This is a genomic window from Pseudomonas sp. MYb193, assembly GCF_002966775.1.
Classification (GTDB): Bacteria; Pseudomonadota; Gammaproteobacteria; order Pseudomonadales; family Pseudomonadaceae; genus Aquipseudomonas; species Aquipseudomonas paracarnis.
This window is the reverse complement of the sequence record NZ_CP023269.1, coordinates 5,338,798-5,364,090: the sequence shown is the minus strand read 5'-3', so window position 1 is coordinate 5,364,090 and position 25,293 is coordinate 5,338,798. Positions and strand designations below refer to the sequence as shown.

Annotated in this window: 24 protein-coding genes and 2 pseudogenes; 14 read left to right on the top strand and 12 right to left on the bottom strand. The window is 60.7% G+C overall.

All coding sequences use genetic code 11. The annotated features are described in order from the left end of the window. Window positions 1–94 precede the first annotated feature (94 nt). The 3 genes from CLM72_RS24485 to CLM72_RS24475 are packed head-to-tail and all read right to left on the bottom strand — an operon-like array spanning window position 95 to window position 2,416. Window positions 95–1,069: an alpha/beta hydrolase gene (locus CLM72_RS24485; RefSeq protein ID WP_105228609.1), complete on the bottom strand. Its 975-nt coding sequence runs from the start codon at window positions 1,067–1,069 to the stop codon at window positions 95–97. After that, window positions 1,070–1,957, bottom strand: coding sequence for a neutral zinc metallopeptidase (locus CLM72_RS24480; protein ID WP_014720040.1), 888 nt, complete (start codon window positions 1,955–1,957; stop codon window positions 1,070–1,072). Window positions 1,958–2,002: 45 nt separating this feature from the next. Then, window positions 2,003–2,416: a lipoprotein gene (locus CLM72_RS24475; RefSeq protein WP_034126935.1), complete on the bottom strand. Its 414-nt coding sequence runs from the start codon at window positions 2,414–2,416 to the stop codon at window positions 2,003–2,005. Between the two features lie 199 nt (window positions 2,417–2,615). Here CLM72_RS24475 and CLM72_RS24470 point away from each other — a divergent pair, with 199 nt between their 5' ends. Next, a complete protein-coding gene (locus tag CLM72_RS24470) occupies window positions 2,616–3,494 on the top strand; it encodes a DMT family transporter (protein ID WP_003194370.1) in 879 nt (292 codons plus the stop codon). Here the strand turns inward: CLM72_RS24470 and CLM72_RS24465 are convergent, their stop codons facing one another. Next, on the bottom strand, window positions 3,495–4,829 hold the full coding sequence (locus CLM72_RS24465; protein WP_014720038.1) for an MFS transporter: 1,335 nt from the start codon (window positions 4,827–4,829) through the stop codon (window positions 3,495–3,497). A 226-nt stretch (window positions 4,830–5,055) separates the two neighbouring features. Here CLM72_RS24465 and quiC point away from each other — a divergent pair, with 226 nt between their 5' ends. Together quiC and CLM72_RS24455 are read left to right on the top strand one after the other, a co-directional pair. After that, window positions 5,056–6,957 (top strand): 3-dehydroshikimate dehydratase QuiC, encoded by a 1,902-nt coding sequence (gene quiC, locus CLM72_RS24460; RefSeq protein WP_073523627.1) that lies wholly within the window; start codon window positions 5,056–5,058, stop codon window positions 6,955–6,957. 77 nt (window positions 6,958–7,034) lie between these two features. Next, entirely contained in the window at window positions 7,035–7,700 is a 666-nt protein-coding gene (locus CLM72_RS24455) for a TetR/AcrR family transcriptional regulator (RefSeq protein WP_054896166.1), read from the top strand. A gap of 141 nt (window positions 7,701–7,841) precedes the next feature. Here CLM72_RS24455 and CLM72_RS24450 read toward each other — a convergent pair whose 3' ends face one another. Then, a complete protein-coding gene (locus CLM72_RS24450) occupies window positions 7,842–8,690 on the bottom strand; it encodes a shikimate dehydrogenase (protein ID WP_105228607.1) in 849 nt (282 codons plus the stop codon). Continuing rightward, window positions 8,690–9,136: a type II 3-dehydroquinate dehydratase gene (aroQ, locus tag CLM72_RS24445; RefSeq protein WP_019818037.1), complete on the bottom strand. Its 447-nt coding sequence runs from the start codon at window positions 9,134–9,136 to the stop codon at window positions 8,690–8,692. The genes CLM72_RS24450 and aroQ overlap by 1 nt, the downstream gene beginning before the upstream one ends. A gap of 39 nt (window positions 9,137–9,175) precedes the next feature. On the opposite strand from aroQ, the gene CLM72_RS28865 reads away from it, so the two are divergent. The 3 genes and pseudogenes from CLM72_RS28865 (at window position 9,176) to CLM72_RS24435 (ending at window position 10,183) form a co-directional block, all read left to right on the top strand. Continuing rightward, window positions 9,176–9,403, top strand: a complete 228-nt coding sequence (locus CLM72_RS28865; protein WP_146120446.1) for a hypothetical protein — start codon at window positions 9,176–9,178, stop codon at window positions 9,401–9,403. Window positions 9,404–9,487: 84 nt separating this feature from the next. Then, window positions 9,488–9,723 (top strand): annotated as a pseudogene (locus CLM72_RS24440) (DUF4160 domain-containing protein). After that, a pseudogene (locus tag CLM72_RS24435) lies at window positions 9,720–10,183 on the top strand (DUF2442 domain-containing protein). Before CLM72_RS24440 ends, CLM72_RS24435 begins: the two co-directional pseudogenes overlap by 4 nt. Window positions 10,184–10,297: 114 nt before the next feature. On the opposite strand, the gene trmA reads toward CLM72_RS24435, so the two are convergent. Beyond that, on the bottom strand, window positions 10,298–11,377 hold the full coding sequence (gene trmA, locus CLM72_RS24430) for a tRNA (uridine(54)-C5)-methyltransferase TrmA (protein WP_105228603.1): 1,080 nt from the start codon (window positions 11,375–11,377) through the stop codon (window positions 10,298–10,300). Next, window positions 11,374–12,669 (bottom strand): NCS2 family permease, encoded by a 1,296-nt coding sequence (locus tag CLM72_RS24425; RefSeq protein WP_105228601.1) that lies wholly within the window; start codon window positions 12,667–12,669, stop codon window positions 11,374–11,376. The genes trmA and CLM72_RS24425 overlap by 4 nt, the downstream gene beginning before the upstream one ends. A gap of 188 nt (window positions 12,670–12,857) precedes the next feature. Here CLM72_RS24425 and CLM72_RS24420 point away from each other — a divergent pair, with 188 nt between their 5' ends. From CLM72_RS24420 to CLM72_RS24405, 4 genes are all read left to right on the top strand, one after another. Next, on the top strand, window positions 12,858–13,304 hold the full coding sequence (locus CLM72_RS24420; RefSeq protein WP_105229188.1) for a DUF4879 domain-containing protein: 447 nt from the start codon (window positions 12,858–12,860) through the stop codon (window positions 13,302–13,304). 96 nt (window positions 13,305–13,400) lie between these two features. Continuing rightward, a complete protein-coding gene (locus tag CLM72_RS24415; protein ID WP_034126942.1) occupies window positions 13,401–13,925 on the top strand; it encodes a (2Fe-2S)-binding protein in 525 nt (174 codons plus the stop codon). Then, window positions 13,922–14,911 (top strand): xanthine dehydrogenase family protein subunit M, encoded by a 990-nt coding sequence (locus tag CLM72_RS24410; protein WP_105228599.1) that lies wholly within the window; start codon window positions 13,922–13,924, stop codon window positions 14,909–14,911. The genes CLM72_RS24415 and CLM72_RS24410 overlap by 4 nt, the downstream gene beginning before the upstream one ends. Beyond that, window positions 14,908–17,091 (top strand): xanthine dehydrogenase family protein molybdopterin-binding subunit, encoded by a 2,184-nt coding sequence (locus CLM72_RS24405; protein WP_105228597.1) that lies wholly within the window; start codon window positions 14,908–14,910, stop codon window positions 17,089–17,091. Before CLM72_RS24410 ends, CLM72_RS24405 begins: the two co-directional genes overlap by 4 nt. Before the next feature lie 136 nt (window positions 17,092–17,227). Here the strand turns inward: CLM72_RS24405 and CLM72_RS24400 are convergent, their stop codons facing one another. Beyond that, complete coding sequence (locus CLM72_RS24400; protein ID WP_105228595.1) at window positions 17,228–18,466, bottom strand: MFS transporter; 1,239 nt, start codon at window positions 18,464–18,466, stop codon at window positions 17,228–17,230. A 316-nt stretch (window positions 18,467–18,782) separates the two neighbouring features. On the opposite strand from CLM72_RS24400, the gene CLM72_RS24395 reads away from it, so the two are divergent. The 3 genes from CLM72_RS24395 to CLM72_RS24385 are packed head-to-tail and all read left to right on the top strand — an operon-like array spanning window position 18,783 to window position 21,408. Then, window positions 18,783–20,222, top strand: a complete 1,440-nt coding sequence (locus tag CLM72_RS24395; RefSeq protein ID WP_003194330.1) for a cytochrome ubiquinol oxidase subunit I — start codon at window positions 18,783–18,785, stop codon at window positions 20,220–20,222. Between the two features lies 1 nt (window position 20,223). After that, the gene (gene cydB / locus CLM72_RS24390) at window positions 20,224–21,231 is read left to right on the top strand and encodes a cytochrome d ubiquinol oxidase subunit II (RefSeq protein WP_014720024.1); all 1,008 of its coding nucleotides are present in this window, start codon (window positions 20,224–20,226) and stop codon (window positions 21,229–21,231) included. A gap of 12 nt (window positions 21,232–21,243) precedes the next feature. Next, window positions 21,244–21,408: a DUF2474 domain-containing protein gene (locus CLM72_RS24385; protein ID WP_003194328.1), complete on the top strand. Its 165-nt coding sequence runs from the start codon at window positions 21,244–21,246 to the stop codon at window positions 21,406–21,408. A gap of 75 nt (window positions 21,409–21,483) precedes the next feature. Here the strand turns inward: CLM72_RS24385 and CLM72_RS24380 are convergent, their stop codons facing one another. Together CLM72_RS24380 and CLM72_RS24375 are read right to left on the bottom strand one after the other, a co-directional pair. Beyond that, the gene (locus CLM72_RS24380) at window positions 21,484–22,608 is read right to left on the bottom strand and encodes a class I SAM-dependent methyltransferase (protein ID WP_105228593.1); all 1,125 of its coding nucleotides are present in this window, start codon (window positions 22,606–22,608) and stop codon (window positions 21,484–21,486) included. A gap of 140 nt (window positions 22,609–22,748) precedes the next feature. After that, complete coding sequence (locus tag CLM72_RS24375; protein WP_105228591.1) at window positions 22,749–23,459, bottom strand: LuxR family transcriptional regulator; 711 nt, start codon at window positions 23,457–23,459, stop codon at window positions 22,749–22,751. Window positions 23,460–23,906: 447 nt separating this feature from the next. Here CLM72_RS24375 and CLM72_RS24370 point away from each other — a divergent pair, with 447 nt between their 5' ends. After that, the gene (locus CLM72_RS24370) at window positions 23,907–24,683 is read left to right on the top strand and encodes a ferredoxin--NADP reductase (RefSeq protein WP_019818025.1); all 777 of its coding nucleotides are present in this window, start codon (window positions 23,907–23,909) and stop codon (window positions 24,681–24,683) included. A 41-nt stretch (window positions 24,684–24,724) separates the two neighbouring features. Here the strand turns inward: CLM72_RS24370 and mscL are convergent, their stop codons facing one another. Beyond that, window positions 24,725–25,141: a large-conductance mechanosensitive channel protein MscL gene (mscL, locus tag CLM72_RS24365; protein ID WP_014720019.1), complete on the bottom strand. Its 417-nt coding sequence runs from the start codon at window positions 25,139–25,141 to the stop codon at window positions 24,725–24,727. Window positions 25,142–25,293 lie beyond the last annotated feature (152 nt).

Genomic DNA, 25,293 nt, shown 5'->3' with positions numbered 1-25,293 from the left:
TGCGATAGCGGTGGGTCAGTTGACACTCTGTCAACTGACAGTCCGTCATCGCAGGCAAGCCAGCTCCCACATTTTTATTGGGTTTCTTCAGTGATTACTGCGTGAACAGTACCTTTTCTCCCTCTGGCGAGGTAAACATCTTGTCCCCGTCATGCCCCACCCCCGGCACTTCTACCAGCCGGTGGCCCAACTGCGGATGCCGCTGCTTGAGGTAGTCAAAATAGTTGTGGCCACGAAGCAGCCGATACGCACCCTGGGTTTCGGCCTCGCAGCTTTTATCCAGTGCCGGGTGGTTGGGGTCGGTGTCCTGCTGGCCCAACAGGTAAGTGATGTCGCGTGAGACGTAGGCTTGTTCCAGTTGCTGGGCGCCTCGCTCACCCACGTAATCCGGCAGGTTTTGCATGCCGTATTTCCAGTCGTTGAAGCTTGGGCAACTGGCCGTATCGAACGGTACCGGCCGCTGCGGGCTGAAGTAGGCGTAGGACGATGGATTGGCCACCACGTACCGCAGGCTGATGCCTTCGGTTTGCAGCAACGGGTGGTCATGGCCGGTGAGGGCGAAGCGTTGGACAACCTGGCCGCCACCGGAATGCCCGGCGACCACTATTTCTTTCAGTGCCGGGAACAGTTTGCGGTTGCCCAAGTGCTTGATGATCTGGTCCAGAGCGCCATAAGAGCTGATCTGCCCTGGGCCGGTGGACGCTTCGCCGGCCATCCAGCCGTTACCCTTCCAACGCAATACCTCTTTGTCCAGATGGTTACGCTTCACGTCCGCTTGATTAAGGAACTGCGGCGCGATCACCAGCGTACTGCCGCCCACCCCGGCATGCTCGGCGGCGTCGATACCGCTTTGCAGATAGGTCTGCGCATTGCGCAGGCGGCCATGCACGATGATCAATGCGCGCGTGACCTTGGGCAGCGGCTGGCCCCAGTTTTGGCTCACGCCGAGGCTGAGGTCGCCGGCCTCCAGATGAAGGCGATCGGGGCTGACCACCTTGACGCCGTGTTCAGCCGCGAAGGTGCAACAGGACACGAGCACACCCAGCAGTAACCCCAACCGTTTGATCATTTAGAGACTCTTGGCCGCGAAGGTATCGCATTGAGTGATCTGGCCCTGGGCGAAGCCGGTCTTGAACCAGCGCACGCGCTGGGCCGATGTGCCGTGGGTGAACGAGTCGGGTACCACGCGCCCCTGGCCTTGTTGCTGCAAGCGGTCATCGCCGATGGCATTGGCTGCGTTCAGGGCCTCTTCGATATCACCGGGTTCCAGCCAGTTCAGGCGTTTTTGCGCATGGTTGGCCCACACGCCGGCAAAGCAATCGGCTTGCAGTTCCTGGCGAACCAGCAGGCCACCGTCGCCTTCCATCTGCCGACCCTGTTGGCGCGCTGCCTGGATCTTGGACGAGATGCCCAGCAACGTTTGTACGTGGTGCCCGATTTCGTGGGCGATCACGTAGGCCTGGGCGAAATCACCGGCGGCCTGGAAGCGTTGCGACATTTCCCGGAAAAAATCCAGGTCCAGGTACACCTGCTGGTCAGCCGGGCAGTAGAACGGGCCGCTGGCCGAGGTGGCGCCACCGCAGGCTGAGTTCACCCGGCCACGGAACAGGATCAGTTTCGGGTTCTTATAGGCCAGCCCATTTTCCTGGAACACTTGGCCCCAGGTGTCTTCGGTATCGCCCAGCACGGCGCGCACAAAGTCGGCTTGCTCATCGTTGGCTGGCGGCGCTTGACGCGGCTGGGTGCTGACCGACGGCGCCTGTTCCATCTGGCCGGTCAATTGGCCAAGAATCTGCATCGGGTCCTGGCCGGTCAGCCAGCCAATGCCGACGATCAGCACGATGGCTGTGAGGCTCAGGCCCTTGCCGCCGCCGAAGCGCATACCGCCACCGCCGCCGCCACTGTCGTTACGGGCATCCACCACGTTGTCGCTGCGTCGGCCTTTTTTCCATAGCATGGGAGCAATCCTCTGTGTGCTAACCGTGATTGATTATGGTCGGTATTAACGGCAATAGCCTTCGCCAGTGGCAACGATCAGGCAGTCTTTTTTATCCGCCAGCCACTTCAAACCGGTGGCGGCGCCATCGCCAGCGCGCAACAGCTGCGGGCCGTCGGGGCGGGTGAAGGCGATGCCGTCTTCAGCGGCCTCACCTTTGAAGGTGCCGGCGTCATCGGCGTCCAGGCCATATTGCATGGTGAGAAGGTAGTGGCCGCGGCCAATGCTGTCGTCCTTGGCGATGGTCAGGTGCAAGCCTTCGACGCCAACCCACTTGCCGACCCATTTATCGGTGGGCGGGGTCTCGGGCACCAGGGTCGCTTGCACGGAGGCGGGCGCGGGCTTGGGGGCTTCTTTCGGGGTTTTATCGCAGGCGGCGAGCAGGGCGAGGGCAGACAGGGCAAAGAGGATTTTTTTCATAGCGGCAAGGCCTTGGTTAAAAAGTGTGCAACGCCGGGGCGAGCGTGCAGCGTTGGACTCGGATCCATCGATTTAGTGCGCTGTTCGCCCGGTGTTTGGTTATGCTCTTGGGGCAGACTCCGGCCCGGCTGCTAGATTACCGGGTTGAGCGCGACTTGGTTCAGTGCTCAGCGTCCCGCTCGCCACACAAGAGAATTCAATGACTGTCAGTACCCCGCTCTCCGGTGTCAACCATCCGTTCAAAGGCATCCTGCTGATTGTGCTGGCGACGTTCCTGTTCTCCAGCCACGACGCCTTGTCCAAATACCTGGCCGGGTTTTACCCGATCGTGATGGTGGTGTGGGCGCGGTACATGGTCCACACCTTGCTGATGGCCGGGATCTTCCTGCCGCAATCGGGCCTGCGCGTGTTGCGCAGCAAGCGGCCGGGCATGCAGGTGGTGCGGGCGTTATGCCTGTTGGGCACCAGCCTGTTCTTCACCACGGCGCTGCATTACATCCCGTTGGCCGAAGCTACAGCGGTGAACTTCCTGGCGCCGATCCTGGTGACGGCGCTGTCGGTGCCGTTGCTCGGTGAGCACGTGACCCGTGGCCAGTGGCTGGCGGTGATCTGCGGGTTTATCGGCGTGGTGATCATCATCCACCCCGGCGGCGAGCTGTTTACCCCGGCGGTATTGCTGCCGCTGTGCTCGGCGCTGTTCTTCTGCTTCTACCAGTTGCTCACGCGCATCCTCAGCCAATACGACAGCCCGACCACCAGCAACTTCTTCGCCGGCCTGTGCAACACCTTGGTGATGAGTGCGATGGTGCCGTTCTTCTGGCAAGTGCCGACGCTGTGGCACGCGGTGATGATGCTGGCGCTGGGCACCTGCGGGATGACCGCACACCTGATGCTCACCCAGGCGTTCCGCTTCGCGGCGCCGGCCTTGCTGGCGCCGTTTGGCTATTGCCAGATCGTGTTTGCGGGGTTGTTGGGCTGGCTGGTGTTCAGCCATACCCCCGATATGACCACGGTGGTGGGTATCGGGGTGATCTGCATGAGCGGGTTGGCCGCTGCCTGGCAGCAGCGGCGGCGTTAGTTAAACGTCTACCGTGGGGATCTTGCGCGGCGCCATGAAGTACATCCACACCAGTGCGATGAAGTACATCGCCGGGATCAGGGTGAACAACACCGTGTAGTTGTTGTTGGTCACGGTGAGGATATGGCCGACGATCTGGGTCATGAACATGCCGCCGATGGCCGCGCACATACCGCCGAAGCCGAACACCGTGCTCATCATGTGCTTGGGCGTGTAGTCCATCACCAGGCTCCAGATGTTGGCGGTCCAGGCCTGGTGTGCGCCGATGGCCAGGGAGATGGCGAACACCGCGACCCACAGCTGGCTGGAGCCGGCCGCCATGATCACGCCGACGATGCAGCAGGCGAACAGCAACATCGACAACAGGCGTGCCTTGATCGAGTTCATCCCTCGGCCGATCAGGAATGACGACAGGATCCCACCGCCCACGCTGCCAAAGTCGGCGGTGAGGTAAATGATGATTAGCGGAATGCCCATCTGCGTCACGTTGATGCCCAGGTTGTATTGCTGGTTCAAGAACGGCGGCAGCCAATACAGGTAGAACCAGAACACCGGCGCAGTGAGCGAGTAGGCGAGGGCGAAGGCCCAGGTGCCACGCATGCGCAGGATGCGGCTGAACGGCACGCGGGGTTGTTCCGGCTCGACTTCCTGTTGCACGTAGTCCAGTTCGGATTGTTTAACGGTGGGGTGGTCTTCCGGGTTGTAGTACTTCAAGCCCCAGAGCACCAGCCAGATACCGCCGAGTGCCGACATGCACAGGAACGCTGCCTGCCAGCCCCACACGTGCAGGATCAACGGCAGCAGCATGGGCGTCATCATCGCGCCGACGTTGGTGCCGGCGTTGAAGATGCCGGTGGCCACTGCCCGTTCACCCGCCGGGAACCACAAGCGTGTGGTCTTGACGCAGGCCGGGTAGTTGGCGGCTTCGGTCAGCCCGAGGACAAACCGGCAGACCATAAAGCCCACCGCCGAGGTGGCCAGGCCATGGGCGCCGGTGGCCAGGCTCCACAGCAGCACGGCGCAGAAGAACACGCGCTTGACGCCGACCCGGTCGATCAAGCGGCCTTGCAGCACAAAGCCGATGGCGTAGCCGACCTGGAACCAGAAGTTGATGTTGGCGTAGTCCATCGCCGTCCAGCTCATTTCCTTGGCGAGGATCGGTTGCATCACGCCCAGGGCGGCGCGGTCGATGTAGTTCAAGGTGGTGGCAAAGAACACCAGGGCCAGCATGCCCCAGCGCGTTTTACCCACGGCCAGGGCACCGCGGATCTTGTCGCCGATGCCGGCGTGCGGGTTGCCCGGGCGCGCGGCCAGGGCTGAATTTTGCAGAGGCATGAGGTTTGTACCCGTTTTTTGAAATTCTTATGGTGTGTTCTGGGTCTTTGTTACGTGAACGAATTGCCCGGTCGATGGTGCGCAGTGGTTAAAAAGTCGTCAATTCGCCAAAGAGGCTTAGTGTTCGATAATCGCACCAAAAACTAACCGGTTCGTACATTTTAATTGCTGCCTGTAGGCTGGGGGCGAATAATTTGCCACAAACAACAATTGCCGGGAGTCTTCCATGCAACGTTCTATTGCCACTGTGTCCTTGAGCGGCACCCTGCCGGAAAAACTCGAAGCCATCGCCGCCGCCGGGTTTGATGGGGTGGAGATCTTTGAGAACGACTTGTTGTATTACGACGGCAGCCCCCGGGAAGTCCGGCAGATGTGCGCCGACCTCGGCATCGCCATCACCCTCTTCCAGCCGTTTCGCGACTTCGAAGGCTGCCGCCGTGATCGCCTGGCGCGCAACCTGGAGCGTGCCGAACGCAAATTCGATTTGATGCAGGAACTGGGCACCGATCTGGTATTGGTGTGCAGCAATGCCTCGGCCGACAGCGTGGGTGACGAACGCATTCTGCTCGATGACCTGAGCCTGCTGGCCGAACATGCGGGCAAGCGCGGCCTGCGCATCGGCTATGAAGCGCTGGCCTGGGGCAAGCATGTGAACACCTGGCAGCAGGTGTGGAACCTGGTGCGCCAGGTCGATCACCCAAGCCTCGGTGTGTTGCTCGACAGCTTCCACACCTTGTCGCTCAAGGGCGACCCGAGCGGCATCGCGCAGATCCCCGGCGACAAGATTTTCTTTGTGCAAATGGCCGACGCGCCGATCCTGGCCATGGATGTGCTGGAGTGGAGCCGGCATTTCCGCTGCTTCCCGGGGCAGGGCGAGTTTGACCTGGCGGGCTTTCTCGCGCCGATCATCCAGAGTGGCTACACCGGGCCGTTGTCCCTGGAAATTTTCAATGACGGTTTCCGCGCTGCGCCGACCCGCGCGAATGCGGCGGATGGCTTGCGGTCACTGTTGTACCTGGAAGAAAAAACCCGCCAGCGCCTGGCGCAAGAAGCCCCCGCTGCGCCCGTGGATATCCTGTTTGAAACTCCGGCGGCCAGCGAATACGACGGTATCGAGTTTCTTGAATTTGCCGTGGACGAAAGCCTCGGCGCCAAACTGACCCATTGGCTGGAGCGCCTGGGTTTCGCCAAGGCCGGTCAGCATCGCTCCAAGAATGTGAGCCTGTTGCGCCAGGGGGACATCAACCTGATCCTCAACTGCGAACCGTACTCCTTCGCCCACAACTTTTTCGAGGCCCATGGCCCGTCGCTGTGCGCCACGGCAATTCGGGTCAAGGACAGTGCCAAGGCCCTCGAGCGGGCGGTGGCCTACAAGGGCCAGCCTTATCGCGGCCTGGTCGGCCCCAACGAGCTGGAATTGGCCGCCGTGCGTGCACCGGATGGCAGCCTGATTTACCTGGTCGACCCCAGCGAAGGCGGGCTGTACGACACCGATTTCAACCTGCAAACGGCTGCACCCGCCAGTGGCGGCTTGCTGCGCATCGACCATATGGCCATGGCGCTGCCGGCCGACAGCCTCGACAGTTGGGTGTTGTTCTACAAAAGCCTGCTGGATTTCGAAGCCGATGACGAAGTGGTCCTGCCCGACCCCTACGGCCTGGTGAAAAGCCGTGCGTTGCGCAGCCGTTGCAGTTCGATTCGCCTGCCGTTGAATATCTCCGAAAACCGCAACACGGCAATTTCCCACGCGCTCTCCAGCTATCGCGGTTCGGGCGTGCACCACATTGCCTTCGATTGCGCGGATATTTTCGCCGAGGTACGCCGAGCCAAAGAGGCCGGTGTGCCGTTGCTGGATATCCCGCTCAACTATTACGACGACCTGGCGGCACGCTTCGATTTCGACGATGAGTTCCTCAGTGAGTTGGCGTATTACAACGTGCTGTACGACCGCGACGCCCAGGGCGGTGAGTTGTTTCATGTGTACACCGAGGCGTTCGAGGGGCGCTTTTTCTTCGAGATCATCCAGCGCAAGAATGGCTATGCCGGCTACGGCGCGGCCAACGTGGCGGTGCGTCTGGCGGCGATGGCCAAGTCGCGCAGTGGGGCGGTACGCCAGGCTCGGCTATAACCGCAAGGCAGGTGCTTCCTTCGGGGAGCGCCGCGGCCCATAATCAGCGCCTGCACAACAATGGCCGTGAGCGCACCATGACCTCGAGTCCCGATCTCCCCGCGGTAGCTGATGCACCGCGCAAGAGTCGCAAGAACAATCCGGAAAAGACCCGGGAGAATATTCTCCAGGAAGCCATTGTCGAGTTTGTTCAACAGGGCCTGGCCGGCGCTCGCGTAGACGCCATCGCTGAGCGCATCCATACCTCCAAGCGCATGATCTATTACTACTTCGGCAGCAAGGAGCAGCTATACGTCGAGGTGCTGGAGAAGCTGTACGGTGATATCCGCAACACTGAGACGCGTATGAACCTCACCGCCCTGGAACCTCGTGAGGCGATCCGGCGGTTGGTGGAATTTACCTTCGATCACCACGACCAGAATGTGGATTTCGTGCGCATCGTCAGCATCGAAAATATCCACAACGCCGAGTACGTCAAGCGCACCGACACCATCAAGGCGATGAACAGCAAAATCCTGGAAGGGTTGGGGGAGACCCTGCGCCGCGGGGCTGAGTTGGGGCTGTTTCGCGAAGGGCTGGAGCCGCTGGATGTGCACTTGCTGATCAACTCGTTCAGTTTCTACCGGGTGTCCAACCGGCACACGTTCAGCGAGATCTTCCAGATCGAGCTGTCGGATGAGGCGATCAAGCAGCGCCATCGGGAAATGATTTGCGAGTCGGTGTTGCGCTACCTGCAAGCCTGAGAACACCCGTTTTCAAGGCTGAACCCAATCAATGTGGGAGCCGGGCTTGCCCGCGATAGCGGTCTGTCAGTGCCCCATAGGTTGACTGGCCCACCGCTATCGCCGGCAAGCCAGCTCCCACATTTTGATGGGGTTGCATCCCTAGATATTCATGCTCTGGAAGTGCGCCAGCATCCTGTCTGCATCCGCCACTTCGCCGCTGAACAACTCAAACGCCTTCACCGCCTGAAACACCGCCATATTGCCGCCATCCAGGGTACGGCAACCCAAGGCGCGCGCGTCGCGCAGCAGTTGGGTTTCCAACGGGAAGTACACAATTTCCGCCACCCACAATTCAGCCCGTAATAACGCCGCAGGTACAGGCGTGCCGGGCAACTTGGCCATGCCCATCGGCGTGGTGTTCACCAGGCCATCGGCCTCGGCCATGGCGTTTTCCAGGTGGCTGCCGACTTGAGCGCGACCGACGCCGAACTGCTGGGCAAGGTTATCCACAAGGTCCTGGGCGCGAGTGTGGTCGACATCGAAGATGCTCAAGTACTCCACGCCTTCTGCCAACAGTGCATGGGCCACTGCCGCGCCCGCGCCACCGGCGCCCATCTGCACCACGCGTTGGCGCGGTACGTTGTGCAAGTTGCGCCGAAAACCTTCGGCGAACCCCAGGCAGTCGGTGTTATGACCGATGCGTTTGCCACCCTTGAACACTACGGTGTTGACCGCACCAATGCCCCTGGCTTCATCGGAGAGCTCATCGAGCAAAGGCAGGATCGCCTGCTTGCACGGGTAGGTAATGTTCAGCCCGGTGAAGTGCATCAGCTCGGCGGCCCGTAGTAATTCCGGCAGGGCGTTGAGGTCCAGGTGCAGCGGCTCCAGGTCGATCAGGCGATACAGGTAGCGCAAGCCCTGGGCGTCGCCTTCCTGCTCGTGCAGTGCCGGTGTGCGTGAGGCCTGGATGCCGGCGCCGATCAGGCCAGCGAGAATGCGTGGTTTCATCACGTGCGTCCCTTCAGCGTCAGGCTGAAATGTTCCAGTGCCAGGTGGTAGCCATGGCTGCCAAACCCGGCCAGCACGGCCTGGGCGATCGGTGACACAAACGAGTGATGACGAAAGGCTTCACGGGCATGCACGTTGGATAAATGCACTTCGATCACCGGCACTTCACTGGCCACCAGGGCATCGCGGATCGCGACCGAAGTGTGAGTCCAGGCCGCCGGGTTGATCACAATACCCGCGCAGCGGTTGCGGGCGCCGTGGATCCAGTCGAGCAATTCGCCCTCGTGGTTGGTCTGGCGAAACTCGATCTTCAGCCCGAGCTTGTCGGCGCTGCGACCACACAAAGCGGCAATGTCGGCCAGGGTTTCATGGCCATAAGTGGCAGGCTCGCGAGTGCCGAGCAGGTTGAGATTGGGGCCGTTGAGCACCAGCACGATGGGCGGCATAAAGGCTTCTCCACAGTTCTTATTGGTTGTGGAGTCAAAATGTACTGGTTGGTTAATTTGGTCAATGGATGGCTGCGGATCTGTTCGGTGATCGAACGTTTAATCAATGCAATTGCTGGATCACCGGCTGATGTGCGTTCGGTTGAAGTATTGCGCGAGGTTGCTGAACGAGGAGGACTTTCGAGCATTGGCCGGGTCGTTCCAGTTGTTGGCATCCCTGGTTACAACCCGGCATTCACCGGGTTTTTTGTGGTTACTAATCTGTGAAACAGCTTCGGGAATAGGAGCCGGTTGTCGGGTGACAGAGGGAAATTGTTACCTAACGGAAAATAACCTAACGGATGGGTTACGATGAGAGTAGGTGCTTACAAAGGCTATGTCATTTCGGTGTTTATCAGGGATGAGCATTGTCCGCCCCATGTGCATGTCAGGGGCAAGGGATGGGATGCGCGGTTTCGTTTCAGTTTCCTGGATTGGTCATTCAGCGTGGTGTTTACGTGATTGCACGTGCCCGACACGATGTCGTAGGGCAGAAAACAATTTTGAATCTGGTAAGAGCGCCAGATTGCGTGGGGATTAATTTATGAAAATCATAAAAGCCAAAGTCACACCTATGTACCTCTCACTGAAGCCGACGTTGACAAGGCAATCGCCCGAGGGCGCAGGTTGAAACGCCTGTACGCCAACGCCAGCAATGTGCGTTATGAACACGACTGCCTCTCCATTGGCTTCTCCGATGGCAGCCGCGTGGTGTTGCCGGTGGCTGGCCTGCCGGAGTTCGAAGGGTTTTCAGCGAAGGATTTCCAGCAGTTGGAAGTGACTTTCGGTGGCAAGGCGATTAGCTGTGAAGCGCAGGACCTGGATGTTTCGATCACAGGGTTGATCGCTACAAGCCAGCCGCTGATGGACCTGGCAACCAGCCTGGTGGCATCGCGCAATGGTCGAAAAAGCAGCGCGGCCAAGACCGCAGCGGCCCGGGCCAATGGCAAGAAGGGGGGCCGGCCACGCAAGGAAGTACCGCAGCCCCCAGAGACAACAGACACTTGAATAAACTGTAGGAGCGAGCTTGCTCGCGAAAAAACCCCAGGCAACGCGTTCATCCAGGAAGCACGCGTTATCGTTGACGTTTTTCGCGAGCAAGCTCGCTCCTACACCTGAAGGCTATCGGCGGGTCAGCAACACACCCGACTCCATGTGGTGCGTCCACGGGAACTGGTCAAACATTGCGCATTGGGTGATCCGGTGCGTGTCGTGCAGTTGCGCGATGTTCGCCGCCAGCGTCTCCGGGTTGCAGGAGATGTACAGGATGTTGTCGAAGCGCCGGGTCAGCTCGCAGGTGTCCGGGTCCATGCCAGCGCGGGGCGGGTCGACGAAGACGCTACCGAATTCGTAGCTTTTCAGGTCGATGCCGTGCAGGCGGCGGAACGGGCGCACTTCGTTCAGGGCTTGGGTGAGCTCTTCGGCGGAGAGGCGCACCAGGGTGACGTTCTCCACGCCATTTTCATCCAGGTTGCTCAGGGCCGCATTCACCGAGGTCTTGCTGATCTCGGTGGCCAGCACCTTGCGCACGCGGGTCGCCAGCGGCAGGGTGAAGTTGCCGTTGCCGCAATACAGCTCCAGCAAATCGTCCGGGCGATCGCCCAGCGCTTCGTAGGCCCAGTTGAGCATCTTCTGGTTCACCGTGCCGTTGGGCTGGGTGAACGCGCCTTCGGGTTGGCGGTAGCTGAAGGTGCGCCCACCGACGTCGAGTTTCTCCACCACGTAGTCGTGGCCGATCACATCGCGCTTGCCCTTGGAGCGGCCGATGATGCTCACATTCAGCTCAGCGGCCAATGTGTTCGCTGCGGTGTGCCAATGTTCGTCCAGCGGGCGGTGATAACACAGGGTGATCATCGCGTCGCCGGCCAGGGTGGTGAGGAACTCCACCTGGAACAGCTTGTGGCTCAGGGCGGCGCTGGCTTGCCAGGCGGCCTTGAGTTGCGGCATCAACTGGTTGATGCGCTGGCTGGCGATGGGGAACTCTTCGATGAGGATCGGCGTGCGCTTGTCCTCCTGGGAGAACATCGCGTAGTGGCGCTCGCCGCCTTCGCGCCACAGGCGGAACTCCGCACGCAGGCGGAAGTGCTGCAGCGGCGAGTCGAAGACCTGCGGCTCGGGTGCATCGAACGGTGCCAGCAGGTCACGCAGGCGCGTGACCTTGTCTTGCAGTTGAACGGTGTAGCTTGCGGCGTCGAAAGTCATGCGTTGAACCAGCCCAGCTTGATCACAAACAGGATCGACAGGATCACCAGTGCCGGGTTCAGCTCACGGTAGCGGCCCGAAAGCAGCTTGATGGCGGTCCAGGCGATGAAACCGAAGGCGATGCCGTTGGCGATGGAGTAAGTGAAGGGCATCGCCAGGGCGGTGATCACCACCGGCGCTGCCACCGTAATGTCGTCCCAGTCGATTTCGGCCAGGCCTTGGCTCATCAGCACCGCCACAAACAGCAAGGCTGGCGCGGTGGCATAGGCCGGCACGCTGGCGGCCAATGGCGAGAAGAACAGCGCCAGCAAAAACAGGATCGCGACCACGACGGCGGTCAAGCCGGTCCGGCCACCGGCGCTCACGCCTGCGGCCGATTCGATGTAGCTGGTGGTGGTCGAGGTGCCCAGCAGGGAACCGGCCATGGCGGCGGTGCTGTCGGCAATCAGCGCACGGCCCATTTTCGGCATATGGCCGTCCTTGCCCATCAGGCCGGCGCGCTTGGCGACGCCGATCAGGGTGCCGGAGTTGTCGAACAGGTCAACGAACAGGAAGGCGAAGATCACGCTGACCAGGCCGATGTCCAGCGCGCCCTTGATATCCAACTGCAGGAAGGTCGGCGCCAGGGACGGCGGTACCGAGGTCACACCGATGAAAGGCGTGAAACCCAGGACGATGGAAGCGATGGTCACCGCCAGAATGCCGATCAGCACTGCACCGCGTACGGCCAGGGCTTCCAGCGCGACGATCAGCACGAAACCCAGGGTCGCCAGGATCGGCGCCGGTTGTTTCAGGTCGCCCAGGCCAACCATGGTGGCCGGGTTGCTCACCACGATACCGGCGTTATGCAGGGCGATCAGCGCCAGGAACAGGCCGATGCCGGCGGCAATCGCCGAGCGCAGGGGCAGGGGGATGGCGTTGATGATCCACTCACGAATGCGGAAGATCGACAGCAGGAAAAACAGCACCGCCGAAATGAATACCGCGCCCAGCGCCACCTGCCAGGTGTGGCCCATGTGCAGGACCACGGTGTAGGTGAAGAAGGCGTTGAGGCCCATGCCCGGTGCCAGGGCAATCGGGTAGTTGGCGATCAGGCCCATCACGGTCGAACCGATGGCCGCGGCCAGGCAGGTGGCGACAAACACCGCGCCCTTGTCCATGCCGGTCTCGCCGAGGATGCTCGGGTTCACGAACAGGATGTAGGCCATGGCCAGGAAGGTGGTGATCCCCGCGAGAATCTCGGTGCGCACATTGGTGTTGTGGGCTTTGAGTTGAAACAGCTTTTCCAGCATGCCGGCTCCCTGTGACGCTAGTGTGCGTCGTGATTTGTTGACCTCTAAGTCAAAGCACAAACTGCGCCAAACGCTTGTGGTTTCAGAGAGGATCGGAAAAAGCGGCGCATCATACCAGCAGCCGAGGCTGTGTGGCGCATGGGCTTGAGGCATACTGCGCCGACGTTCAACAGCCGGTCATCGACAGCATGAAAAAAGCCAACCCGTGGAGTCTAGCTCTGATCGCCAGTATCAGCCTGTGGCTGGGCGCGGCACCGGCATGGGGCGCGGCTGCACCGGCCTTGAGCGAGGTACGGGTGTTCAAGGTGGAATCGGCCAACTGCAGCGAAGCGATCCCGGAGCGGGTCAACATCACCCAGATGTGCGAGCACCGCGGGCCCACCAAGGTCTCGGTGATGGAAGTCGGCCTGGGCAACAGCCCCATGGGCCGCTTCAACGGCGCAGAGTTGAATGGGCAACGCACAGCGGTGTGCCAAGTCGGCAACATCAGTGAGGCGTGCAACGGCGTGGGCACCTTGATGGGCTACATCTATGTGTTCGACCTGAACGTCCAGGCCCAGGGCTGGTTCGAATTCACCAATACCTCGATCAACCCGCCGCAAAACACCCTGAAAGCCCAGCTCAATATCCGCTGATCAATCATCTTGAACGCTCAAAACCCCGGGAAGTCGTACCCCTAAGACGGCGATTTTTTTGAACGCCGCGGACGTACACCAACCCGTGAGGTGTTTATGAGCGCGACCCCCAATGGCGCGGCGGCCCAGCCGTTCGTCGCCCACCCGATACGCCTGACACTCAACGGCCAGGATCGCCAACTGAACGTGTTGCCCTGGACCACCTTGCTGGACTTGCTGCGTGAACAGTTGGACCTGGTGGGCAGCAAAAAAGGCTGCGACCACGGCCAGTGCGGCGCCTGCACCGTGTTGCGTGACGGCAAACGCGTGAATGCCTGCCTGACCCTGGCCGTGATGTGCGACGGCGCCGAATTGACCACCATCGAAGGCCTGGCCGACGGCGACCAACTGCACCCCATGCAACAGGCCTTTATCCAGCACGACGCTTTCCAGTGCGGCTATTGCACCCCCGGCCAGATCTGTTCTGCCGTGGGCCTGGCCAATGAAGGCCGCGCCCACGACCGTGCGCAGATCCAGGAATTGATGAGCGGCAACCTGTGCCGCTGCGGCGCCTACAACAACATCCGCGATGCCATCGAAGACGCGCTGCCGGCCTGCCGCCGCCAGGGAGGTGAGTCATGAATCCCTTCCACTACAGCAGGCCGACCGATGTGCAGCAGGCCGTTCAGATGAGCAGCGCCGCCTCGCGCTTTATCGCCGGTGGCACCAACCTGCTGGACCTGATGAAGGAAAACATCAGCCATCCCGAGCACCTGATCGACATCACCGGCTTGCCGCTGCATGACATTCAAGAGACCGCCGAGGGTGGCCTGCGTATCGGTGCGCTGGTGAGCAACGCAGACCTGGCCTGGCACCCACTCATTGAGCAGCGTTACCCGTTGCTGTCCCAGGCCATCCTCGCCGGGGCGTCCCCGCAGTTACGCAACATGGCCAGTACCGGCGGCAACCTGTTGCAGCGCACCCGTTGCTATTACTTCTACGACGCCGCGGTACCGTGCAACAAGCGCCAGCCCGGCAGCGGCTGCCCGGCGCGCAACGGTTTGAACCGTATCCATGCGATCCTCGGCGCCAGTGAACAGTGCGTGGCCACCCATCCATCGGACATGTGCGTGGCCCTGGCGGCGCTTGCGGCGCGGGTGCATGTAGAGGGACGTGGCGGTGCGCGGGTGATCGAGTTCGCCGACTTCCATCGCTTGCCAGGCGATGCGCCACAACGTGACAACCAATTGGCCGACGATGAGCTGATCACGGCCATTGAGCTGCCCGCCGATCACCTGGCCCGCCACAGCCATTACCTGAAGATCCGTGACCGTGCCTCCTATGCCTTCGCCTTGGTTTCGGTGGCCGCCGCCTTGGAACTGGACGGTGATGAAATCATTGACGCCCGCCTGGCCTTGGGCGGTGTGGCGCATAAACCCTGGCGTGACCGCGCAGTGGAAGCCTTGCTGATTGGCCGCACGGTCAGCCGCGAAACCTTCAGCGCCGTCGCCGACGCCCTGCTGCAAGACGCCGAACCGTTGGAACACAACGGCTTCAAGGTCAAGCTGGCCCGGCGCGCAATCATTCGTGCCCTGAGCGACGCCGCCGTCGCAGGAGAACAGCCATGAGCGCCATCGGTAAACCCATGGACCGTGTCGACGGTCTGCTCAAGGTCACCGGCCAAGCGCGCTACGCCGGTGAATTTCCCGACGACGGCCTGCTGCATGGCAGCGTGGTGTCGAGCACTATCGCCAAAGGCCGGGTGCTGAGCATCGATGCGTCCAAGGCGTTGGCCTTGCCCGGTGTAGTGGACGTGATCCATCACCTCAACCGGCCGAAAATCGCCAGCTATGACGAGGCGTTCGCCGATGCCGATGCGGCCGATGGCTCGCCTTTTCGTCCGCTGTATAACGACCGCGTGCTCTACAGCGGCCAGCCCCTGGCCCTGGTGATTGCCGATAACCTCGAACTGGCGCGGCACGCCGGCTCGCTGGTGCAGATCGACTACGCGCCCGAAACCTTCGAAACCGACCTGCTCACCCAGCAAGCGGCGGCGCACCCGTCGCCCCAGACCCCGCCCGAACCGCGAGGCAACTTCGAAGCTGAATGGGCCGGTGCCGCAATTAGTCTGGACCTGCACTACAGCACGCCCATCAAGCATCACAACCCGATGGAGCCCCACGCCAGCACCGTGCTGTATCAGCCCGACGGCACTCTGCATATCCACGACAAGACCCAGGGCCCGCAGAACTGCCAGGCCTATGTGCAAAAAGTCTTCGGCCTGGATAAGCGCCAGGTGCGCATCTTTGCCGCTTTCGTCGGCGGTGCCTTCGGTTCGGGCCTGCGCCCGCAATACCAATTGCCGCTCGCGGTGATGGCGGCCATGGCGCTCAAACGCTCGGTGCGCGTCACCCTGACGCGCCAACAGATGTTCACCTTCGGCTATCGCCCGCGCACCTTGCAGCGTTTGCAGATGGGCGCCGCCGCCAATGGGCGCTTGCTGGCGTTGGGGCATACCGCGATTGGCCAGACGTCGCGCTTTGAGGATTTCAGCGAGCACGTGGTGGAGTGGAGCGGCATGCTCTATCACTGCGACAACGTGCAACTGACGTACAAGTTGGCGCCGTTGGATGTGTTTACCCCGCTGGACATGCGTGCCCCCGGCGCCGCACTAGGCGTGCTCGGCTTGGAGTGCGCCATGGACGAACTGGCGTGCGCCCTGGCCATCGACCCGGTGCAATTGCGCCTGATCAACTACGCCGAACGTAACCAGAACGAAGACAAACCCTGGTCGAGCAAGGCCCTGCGCGAGTGCTACAGCGAAGGCGCCGAACGCTTCGGCTGGCACCAACGCAACCCGGAACCGCGCAGCATGCGTGACGGCCGCCAGTTGATCGGCTGGGGCATGGCCGGCGGCGTGTGGGAAGCCATGCAGATGAAAGCCAGCGCCAAGGCGCGCCTCGACGCGCAGGGCAAGCTCACCGTCAGCAGCGCCACCACCGACATTGGCACTGGCACCTACACGGTGATGACCCAGATCGCCTCCCAGGCCAGCGGCGTGGCCATGGCCGACGTGCGTTTTGTGCTGGGCGATTCGTCGTTGCCCACCGCGCCGTTGCAGGGCGGCTCGTTTACCGTGTCCTCGGTGGGTACGGCGGTGCAGCAAGCCTGTGAAGCGCTGAATGCCAAGTTGTTGCAGGTCGCCCGGCAGGCCTACCCGGTGTTCAAGGACGCCGAAGCCGTGCGGTTTGAAGAGGGCCAACTGCATGCCGGTGATGTGAGTGTGTCGTTGGCGCAACTGGTCAAGGACAGCGGTGAAGAGGTGCTGCAAGCACAGGTTGACAGCGAGCCGGACGAGAAGCGCCAGGGCTATGCCTGCGCGACCCATTCGGCGGTGTTTGTCGAAGTGCGGGTTGATGAAGACCTGGGCACCATCAAGGTCAGCCGTGTGGTCAGCGCCATTGCCGCGGGGCGCGTGGTCAACCCGAAGATGGCCCGCAGCCAGATCCTTGGCGGCGTGGTGTGGGGCATTGGCATGGCCCTGCATGAAGAGACCCAGGTCGACCATGAGCTGGGGCGTTACATGAACCACAGCCTGGCCGAGTACCACATCCCGGTGAACGCCGATATTGGCGAGATTGACGTGCTGTTTGTCGAAGAGCACGACGAGATCGTCAATGCGCTCGGGTCCAAGGGCGTGGGGGAAATCGGCATTGTCGGTGTGGCGGCGGCGGTGGCGAATGCGGTTTACCACGCCACCGGCAAACGGGTCCGGGAGTTTCCGATTACCTTGGATAAGGTGCTATAGCCCAAACCGTCAGACCAATGAAGTTCCAGTGTGGGAGCTGGCTTGCCTGCGATAGCGGTGTATCAGCCACCAGAAAGTTGCCTGATACACCGCTATCGCGGGCAAGCCCGGCTCCCACAGGGTATGGCGGTGAAGCCTATGGCTTGGTTTCTTCCACCGGCACATGCATGCGATCCCGGTTGGCCAGGGTCGGGAACAGCTTGATCCACACCCCGGTCACCACCAGCGTGCCAACCCCGCCCATCACCACCGCAGGCACGGTGCCAAACCAGTGGGCGGTAATCCCGGATTCGAATTCGCCCAATTGATTGGACGCACCGATAAACAGGCCATTGACCGCACTCACTCGCCCGCGCATTTCATCTGGCGTTTCCAACTGCACGAACGATGCACGGATGACCATGCTGATCATGTCTGCCGCGCCCAGTACCACCAGCACAGCCAGTGAAAACCAGAACGAAGTCGACAGGCCGAAGGCAATGGTTGCCACCCCGAACACGCCGACGGCGGTGAACATCACGCGGCCCACCTTGCGGTCTACCGAGAACCGCGCCAGCCACAGTGACATCAGCAATGCGCCCACGGCCGGGGCCGACCGCAGCAGGCCCAGGCCCCAGGCACCGGTCAGCAGGATGTCCTTGGCGAACACCGGTAACAACGCTGTGGCGCCGCCCAGCAGCACGGCAAACAGGTCCAGGGAGATGGCGCCGAGAATGTCCGGGCGGCTGCGGATAAAACGAATACCGGCCAGCAGCGAGTCCATGGTGGCCTTGGCTTTGTTCAGCGGGATCTGGCGTGCGGGCAGGTTAAGGGTCAGCACGCAGGCGATCAGGTACAGCGCCACGGTGGGGCCGTACACCCACACACTGCCAAACGCATAAAGCAAACCGCCCACGGCCGGTGCGACGATGGTTGCCAGTTGCTGGGCCGATTGCGAGGCGGCCACAGCGCGGGGGAACAGCGCGCTGGGCACGATGCTGGGCAAGAGCGCCTGGGTGGTGGGCATTTCAAACGATCGAGCGGCGCCCAGCAGGAAGGCGAGGATAAAGATCATCTCCCGGGTCACGTTGCCGGTCAGGCCACCGATGGCCAGGGACAAGGCAATCAGTGCCTGCAAGGTCTGGCAGATGGCAGCGACCCTGCGGCGTTCATAGCGATCAGCCACGTGCCCGGTGTGCAGCATGAACAGCACGCGCGGCACGAATTCCACCAGGCCGACCAGGCCCAGGTCCAAGACGTTGCCGGTCAGTTGGTAGAGGTTCCAGCCAATCGCCACGGTGAGCATCTGGAAGCCGCTGGCGGTAAAGATCCGCGCCAGCCAGAACGCGATGAAAGGGCGGTGGTGACGTAACAGCAACGCAGGTTCACTGGGCATCGGCAATCAGGTCGGCAACGGGAGAACGGCGAGATTAGCATCAAGCTGTAACAAATAGTTGCAAGAACTGAGCTGAGGCAAGCTGTCACGCGGCAAAAGACCACACAGTCCTACAGCAAAAATGGGACTACTCTTTCAACGATGCTTGATCCAGATCAAAACCTGCCCCGGGATTGTTCTGGCGGCCGCAAGGCCAGATTCCCCACGCGATGGGTAATAAAAGAAACGAATTGAAATTCGCCACACTCCATATCCGTGGGGGCAGTGGGTGCAGGCTCCCAGCCAGCAGCCGGTATTACCTGACAGAGGAAGACTTATGTTCGGTTTGGAGGCGCTAGATCTCGCCCGAATTCAATTCGCGTTCACCATCTCATTCCACATCCTGTTCCCGGCGATCACCATCGGCCTGGCCAGTTACCTTGCGGTGCTGGAGGGCTTGTGGCTCAAGACCCACAACGACACCTACCGTGACCTCTATCATTTCTGGTCGAAGATCTTTGCCGTCAACTTCGGCATGGGTGTGGTATCAGGCCTGGTCATGGCCTACCAGTTCGGCACCAACTGGAGCCGCTTCTCAGACTTCGCCGGTGCCGTCACCGGGCCGTTGCTGACGTACGAAGTGCTCACGGCCTTCTTCCTCGAGGCCGGTTTCCTGGGGGTGATGTTGTTTGGCTGGAACAAGGTGGGGCGCAAGCTGCACTTCTTCGCCACCGTGATGGTGGCCGTGGGTACGTTGATCTCCACGTTCTGGATTCTCGCCTCCAACAGCTGGATGCAGACGCCCCAGGGCTTTGAAATCATCGATGGCCGCGTGATACCGACCGACTGGTTGGCGGTGATTTTCAACCCCTCGTTCCCCTACCGCCTGATGCACATGGCCACGGCTGCTTTCGTGGCCACGGCCTTCTTCGTCGGCTCGTCGGCGGCCTGGCATCTACTGCGCGGCAAGGACAACCCGGCGATCCGCAAAATGCTCTCGATGGCGATGTGGATGGCCTTGATCGTTGCGCCCATCCAGGCGGTGATCGGCGACTTCCACGGCCTCAATACCCTCAAGCATCAGCCGGCCAAGATCGCCGCGATTGAAGGCCACTGGGAAAATATCGGCAACGAGCCCACGCCGCTGATCCTGTTCGGCTGGCCGGACATGAAAGCCGAGAAAACCAAATACGCGGTCGAGATTCCGTACCTGGGCAGCCTGATCCTGACTCACTCCCTGGACAAGCAGGTGCCGGCGCTCAAGGAGTTCCCGCCTGAAGACCGCCCCAACTCCACCATTGTGTTCTGGTCGTTCCGGGTCATGGTCGGCCTGGGGTTCCTGATGATCTTCACCGGTCTGTTCAGCCTGTGGCTGCGCCGGGGCGACAAAATGTACACGTCCAAACCGTTCCTGTACCTGGCGTTGTGGATGGGCCCGTCTGGCCTGATTGCGATTCTTGCCGGCTGGTTCACCACCGAAATCGGTCGCCAGCCCTGGGTGGTCTACGGGTTGATGCGCACGGCGGATGCCTCCTCCGGGCATAGCCTGACGCAGATGACCATTACCCTGGTGTTGTTCGTGGTGGTGTACTTCGCGCTGTTCGGTGCGGGCCTGGGCTACATGATGCGCCTGGTGCGCAAAGGCCCCGTGACCCACGACAGTACCGAGCCAGCCCACGGTGGCCCTGGCCAGAAACGCACCCCGGCGCGTCCGTTGTCTGCTGCCGACGATGGCAGTGATAACGACCACGACCACATCCAGCACAAGGGGAATTGAGATGGGTATTGATCTTCCGCTGATCTGGGCCGTGATCATCATCTTCGGCATCATGATGTACGTGGTCATGGACGGCTTCGACCTGGGTATCGGCATTCTTTTTCCGTTTATCCCGGGCAAAGTCGACCGTGATGTGATGATGAACACCGTGGCGCCCGTATGGGACGGCAACGAAACCTGGCTGGTACTCGGGGGCGCGGCGTTGTTCGGCGCGTTCCCGCTGGCCTATTCGGTGGTGTTGTCGGCGCTGTACCTGCCGCTGATCCTGATGCTGATCGGCCTGATCTTCCGCGGCGTGGCCTTTGAGTTCCGCTTCAAGGCCAAGGACCACAAGCGTCACCTGTGGGACAAGGCGTTTATTGGCGGCTCGCTGGCGGCGACTTTCTTCCAGGGGGTGGCGTTGGGCGCCTTTATCGACGGTATTCCGGTGGTGGATCGCCAGTTCGCCGGCGGCTCACTGGACTGGCTCACACCCTTCACGATGTTCTGCGGCGTGGCGCTGATCGTGGCGTATGCCTTGCTCGGCTGCACCTGGCTGATCATGAAGACCGAAGGCAAGTTGCAGGAGCAGATGCACAACCTGGCGCGGCCATTGGCCTTCGTGGTGTTGGCGGTAATCGGCATCGTCAGCATCTGGACGCCGCTGACCCACCCGGAAATCGCGTCGCGCTGGTTCACCTTGCCGAACCTGTTCTGGTTCCTGCCGGTGCCGATCCTGGTGCTGGTCACCATGTACGGGCTGATCCGCGCTGTGGCACGTAATGCGCACTACACGCCGTTCCTGTTGACGCTGGTGCTGATTTTCCTCGGCTACAGTGGCTTGGGGATCAGCCTGTGGCCGAACATCATCCCGCCGTCCGTGTCGATCTGGGATGCCGCCGCGCCGCCGCAAAGCCAGGGCTTCATGCTGGTGGGCACACTATTCATTATCCCGTTCATTCTGGGCTACACCTTCTGGAGCTACTACGTGTTCCGCGGCAAGGTCACCCACGAAGACGGCTATCACTAGGAGGGGTGAAACATGTCCAAACCTTCGTTGCACGAAATTGAACAGGCCGAGAAGCAGCCGTTGTGGCGGCGCCTGGGGTGGCTGGCGATGATCTGGACCGGCAGCGTGCTGGCCCTGTTCGTGGTGGCCAGCCTGATGCGCATGTTCATGAATGCGGCAGGCCTGAGCACCCACTGATGTTCCGCTGAGGTGTAGGAGCAAGCTCGCTCCTACGAAAAAGCCCTGCTTTTCTTGATCGAAAAGCAGGGCTTTTTATTTACGCGCCTTGAGGATGACGAACTTGGGCGTGGCCGCTACTTGCTCGACACCACGGAACAACCGCGCCAGCTTGCTGTGGTAGCCCAGGTGACGATTCCCGACGATATACAGGGCTCCGCCGACCACCAGCGCTTCGCGTGCCTGCTGGAACATGCGCCAGGCGAGGAAGTCGCCCACCACTTGTTGTTGGTGGAACGGTGGGTTGCACAGCACCACGTCCAGCGATTGCGCCTCCTGGCCGGCCAGGCCATCGTCGGCACGTACGCTGACGTCCCGTTCACCCAAGGCGGCTTGCCAGTTTTCGGCGGCCGATTGCACTGCCATATACGACTCATCCACCAAGGTGTAGTGCGCGTCGGGGTTCTGCAGGGCGCTGGCAATCGCCAGTACGCCGTTGCCGCAGCCCAGGTCCGCCACGCGTGCACTGCCCAGGTTTTTTGGCAGGTGCGGCAGGAAGGCGCGGGTGCCGATGTCCAGGCCTTCGCGGCAAAACACGTTGGCGTGGTTACACAACTCGATGACCGGCGCATCCAGGGTATAACGGGTCGGGTAGGGCGAGACCGCGGCAGGGCGCTGCTCGACGCTGGCAATCAGCAACCGCGCCTTTTTGACCGCCAATGAGGCGTGCATGGACCCGATGTAACGCTCCAGCAACTCGCCCGCAGCCCGTGGCAAATGCTTGACCATTGCACCTGCGATCACCTCGGCGCCGGGCGCCAGTTGCCCTTGCAGGCGGATCAGTTGTTCTTCCAGCAACGCCAGGGTTTTCGGCACGCGGATCAACACGCGATCGAACGGCCCGGCCGCGAGCTGGCTGGCCGGTATGAAGGGCACGGCATCAAAGGGCTTGCCGTTGCGCACCAGGTTTTTTTCCAGGCCCTGGGCGGCGAGGAACGAATCGCCGCTGGAGGTTACCTGTACCTGGCCCTGAAGGCTGGCTGCCAGGGCGCCGAAGCTGTCATTGAGAACCAGCACGCGGGTGGCGGCAGTGGGCTGTTGCGCGGCGAGGTGGCTGAGCAGGTATTCGTCGGCGGCATCGAAGGCTTGCAGCGGATCATTGTGTTGCTCCGGCTGACGAATCAGGTCGAGCTGGGCGAAAGGGCTGTCAAGCAGGGGCATGGCTGGGCAAGGCTCTGGGTAATCGACGGACCTTCTGAGCGAACGGCGGGGCAACCGTGGAAAGCGCACCCTCAACACTCAGAATTGGTCGTAAATGTTACGTTTTTTTCAACGCGATGACATGCGGTGTTTTGTGTGGGCTAGAACAGCCCGGCTTTAGCGGCGCGCAGCACCGCCTGGATTTTGTTATGCACGCCCAGTTTCTTGAAGGTACTGCTGATATGAAACCCCACCGTGCGCTCGGACAGGCAAAGAATCGCGGCAATCTCGGAGGCGGTCTTGCCCATCGCAGACCACTTGAGGATTTCTGTTTCCCGGGCAGTCAATTTGCTGGGCGCTTTGATGTCGGGTGCGTCGGCGTACTTCTGCGCGACGACCGCATGCATCGCATGGCAAAGCCACAACACCTGGCCGGCTTTTTCGTAAAGCTCTTCAGGGCTGACCTCGCCCTTGCTGCGAACCAGGGTCAGCATGCTGAATACACCCTGGAAGTCATGCACGGCTTGGGTCCAGCCTAAATGCACCCCGCATGACTGGGCCAACTCCCAAAGCTTGGGGGTGTTGGCAAAGGTTTTTGGCTCCCAGAGAATGGGCAGTACCGAGGTTTTACAGTGGGTTACAACGGGGTCTACATCGAAGAAGTGCGCTTGTTTATAAATGCTAAGCCATTCATTTGGGTAGTTATTGAATAGAATGGGTTCTGTTTGGGTACTGTGTGATTGGGAACTCATGGTAAAGGAGCAATATTCAAAACCTAGCTCATAGGTGTGGTTTATCACCATCTCAAACACACTGGTGATTTCACTCTCGCCGTCCAGCTTGGGCAGCCGGATATTATGCCAATTGACCATCGGTGACTCTCCATAGGTGTCTGTGTAACCTGGGTACGTCCTGATCCCCCAATGCAGCTCGAAAGCAAGTGTAGGGCAAGTCCTGCAGAAGAGTCTGAAAAATATTTTACTTGCAGGATTTGTCTAGTTGGCCGGTTTTGTACAAGGCTTGGAGCTTTGTATAAGAGCGCTTGGCAGGTATCTTTTTTTCAATATTTTTAATGTCTTGAAGGTAGTATCAAAGTGATGTCTCTTTAGGTGCGGTTTCATCTAGTGAGGTATTCGGGGCGCGTTAATAGCCAAATAATTAGTGCCAGTGTGGAGCCCATGGCTTGCCTCTTGGACTGGTTAGAAAACGCGCAGGCCAGCCGCGTGAACCTTGAGCGATTGCAAAGCCAGTACCAATCATCAGTGTTTGCGCGGTCTGTTTTGAGGGACACTAACGGCCTGTGCAAAACGGAGCCCCCCATGACGGCCAGTGCTGAGAAATTTACCCGCCAGACCCTGCTCGATGTGCAATCGCTGACCCCCAGCCTGTTCACCCTGCGCACCACCCGCGATGCCGGTTTTCGTTTTACCGCCGGCCAGTTCGTGCGCCTGGGCGTTACCAAGGCGGATGGCAGCACCGTCTGGCGTGCCTATTCCATCGTGTCTTCGCCGTTTGACGAGCATCTGGATTTCTTTTCCATCGTGGTCCCCGGTGGTGAGTTCACCAGTGAACTGAGCCGCCTGAAGGTGGGCGATACCTTGCTGGTCGAGCGCCAGGCCACCGGGTTTCTGACCCTCAACCGCTTTGTCGACGGGCGTGACTTGTGGTTGCTGGGAACCGGAACGGGCGTCGCGCCGTTCCTGTCGATCCTGCAGGACTTCGAAGTGTGGGAAAAATTCGAGCGCATCATCCTGGTGTACAGCGCCCGGGAAGCCAAGGAACTGGCCTACCAGTCGCTGATCGACACGCTGGGTGAGCGCGAGTATCTGGCCGAGTACGCCCACAAGCTCACCTACATTCCCATCGTCACCCGCGAGCAGCATCCGGGCGCGTTGAATGGGCGTATTACGGCCTTGATCGAAAATGGCGAATTGGAGCGGGCCGCCGGCGTGGAACTGACGGCACAGGATTCGCGTGTACTGATTTGCGGCAACCCGCAGATGGTCGATGACACGCGCCAGTTGCTCAAGCAGCGGGACATGCAACTGAGCCTGAGCCGACGGCCTGGCCAGGTGGCGGTAGAAAATTATTGGTAGAAAAAAGGCGCCTTGCGAGGCGCCTTTTTTGCATCCGCAGGTTAAAGCGGCTTGTTGTTCTGTGCCTTGAGCAGATCGCGGATCTCGCCCAGCAGCACTTCTTCCTTGCTTGGCGTCGGCGGCAGGCTTGGGGCCACGGCTTCTTCGCGCTTCAGACGGTTGATCGCCTTCACGCCCATGAAGATTGCAAACGCGACGATTATAAAGTCGATGATGCTCTGGATGAACTTGCCGTAAGCCAGCACAACAGCGGGTACATCACCCTGTGCTGCCTTGAGCGTGACGGCCAGATCGGCAAAGTCCACGCCACCGATCAGCAGGCCGATGGGAGGCATTATCACGTCGCCTACAAATGAGGAAACAATCTTGCCGAAGGCAGCACCGATGATGATACCGACGGCCATGTCGACCACATTACCTTTGACCGCGAAGGCCTTGAACTCACTGATCACGCCCATAGGTTATTCCTTGTTACAGTTGAGGAGGGTGGAGGTCAGTGTAATTCAGTCGAACAGCGCTTGCTCGAAACAACTGTTAACACTGTCGGTTTTTATCGACACATCAAATCGCAAATAGTTTGCAAAGTGCCACTAGTCGCGCGCGAATTAGC

Excerpts from the sequence above, each read along its gene's own strand:
- CLM72_RS24485 (WP_105228609.1), bottom strand. The coding sequence starts at position 1,069 with ATGATCAAACGGTTGGGGTTACTGCTGGGTGTGCTCGTGTCCTGTTGC.
- CLM72_RS24480 (WP_014720040.1), bottom strand. The coding sequence starts at position 1,957 with ATGCTATGGAAAAAAGGCCGACGCAGCGACAACGTGGTGGATGCCCGT.
- CLM72_RS24475 (WP_034126935.1), bottom strand. The coding sequence starts at position 2,416 with ATGAAAAAAATCCTCTTTGCCCTGTCTGCCCTCGCCCTGCTCGCCGCC.
- CLM72_RS24470 (WP_003194370.1), top strand. The coding sequence starts at position 2,616 with ATGACTGTCAGTACCCCGCTCTCCGGTGTCAACCATCCGTTCAAAGGC.
- CLM72_RS24465 (WP_014720038.1), bottom strand. The coding sequence starts at position 4,829 with ATGCCTCTGCAAAATTCAGCCCTGGCCGCGCGCCCGGGCAACCCGCAC.
- quiC (WP_073523627.1), top strand. The coding sequence starts at position 5,056 with ATGCAACGTTCTATTGCCACTGTGTCCTTGAGCGGCACCCTGCCGGAA.
- CLM72_RS24455 (WP_054896166.1), top strand. The coding sequence starts at position 7,035 with ATGACCTCGAGTCCCGATCTCCCCGCGGTAGCTGATGCACCGCGCAAG.
- CLM72_RS24450 (WP_105228607.1), bottom strand. The coding sequence starts at position 8,690 with ATGAAACCACGCATTCTCGCTGGCCTGATCGGCGCCGGCATCCAGGCC.
- aroQ (WP_019818037.1), bottom strand. The coding sequence starts at position 9,136 with ATGCCGCCCATCGTGCTGGTGCTCAACGGCCCCAATCTCAACCTGCTC.
- CLM72_RS28865 (WP_146120446.1), top strand. The coding sequence starts at position 9,176 with ATGTACTGGTTGGTTAATTTGGTCAATGGATGGCTGCGGATCTGTTCG.
- trmA (WP_105228603.1), bottom strand. The coding sequence starts at position 11,377 with ATGACTTTCGACGCCGCAAGCTACACCGTTCAACTGCAAGACAAGGTC.
- CLM72_RS24425 (WP_105228601.1), bottom strand. The coding sequence starts at position 12,669 with ATGCTGGAAAAGCTGTTTCAACTCAAAGCCCACAACACCAATGTGCGC.
- CLM72_RS24420 (WP_105229188.1), top strand. The coding sequence starts at position 12,858 with ATGAAAAAAGCCAACCCGTGGAGTCTAGCTCTGATCGCCAGTATCAGC.
- CLM72_RS24415 (WP_034126942.1), top strand. The coding sequence starts at position 13,401 with ATGAGCGCGACCCCCAATGGCGCGGCGGCCCAGCCGTTCGTCGCCCAC.
- CLM72_RS24410 (WP_105228599.1), top strand. The coding sequence starts at position 13,922 with ATGAATCCCTTCCACTACAGCAGGCCGACCGATGTGCAGCAGGCCGTT.
- CLM72_RS24405 (WP_105228597.1), top strand. The coding sequence starts at position 14,908 with ATGAGCGCCATCGGTAAACCCATGGACCGTGTCGACGGTCTGCTCAAG.
- CLM72_RS24400 (WP_105228595.1), bottom strand. The coding sequence starts at position 18,466 with ATGCCCAGTGAACCTGCGTTGCTGTTACGTCACCACCGCCCTTTCATC.
- CLM72_RS24395 (WP_003194330.1), top strand. The coding sequence starts at position 18,783 with ATGTTCGGTTTGGAGGCGCTAGATCTCGCCCGAATTCAATTCGCGTTC.
- cydB (WP_014720024.1), top strand. The coding sequence starts at position 20,224 with ATGGGTATTGATCTTCCGCTGATCTGGGCCGTGATCATCATCTTCGGC.
- CLM72_RS24385 (WP_003194328.1), top strand. The coding sequence starts at position 21,244 with ATGTCCAAACCTTCGTTGCACGAAATTGAACAGGCCGAGAAGCAGCCG.
- CLM72_RS24380 (WP_105228593.1), bottom strand. The coding sequence starts at position 22,608 with ATGCCCCTGCTTGACAGCCCTTTCGCCCAGCTCGACCTGATTCGTCAG.
- CLM72_RS24375 (WP_105228591.1), bottom strand. The coding sequence starts at position 23,459 with ATGGTCAATTGGCATAATATCCGGCTGCCCAAGCTGGACGGCGAGAGT.
- CLM72_RS24370 (WP_019818025.1), top strand. The coding sequence starts at position 23,907 with ATGACGGCCAGTGCTGAGAAATTTACCCGCCAGACCCTGCTCGATGTG.
- mscL (WP_014720019.1), bottom strand. The coding sequence starts at position 25,141 with ATGGGCGTGATCAGTGAGTTCAAGGCCTTCGCGGTCAAAGGTAATGTG.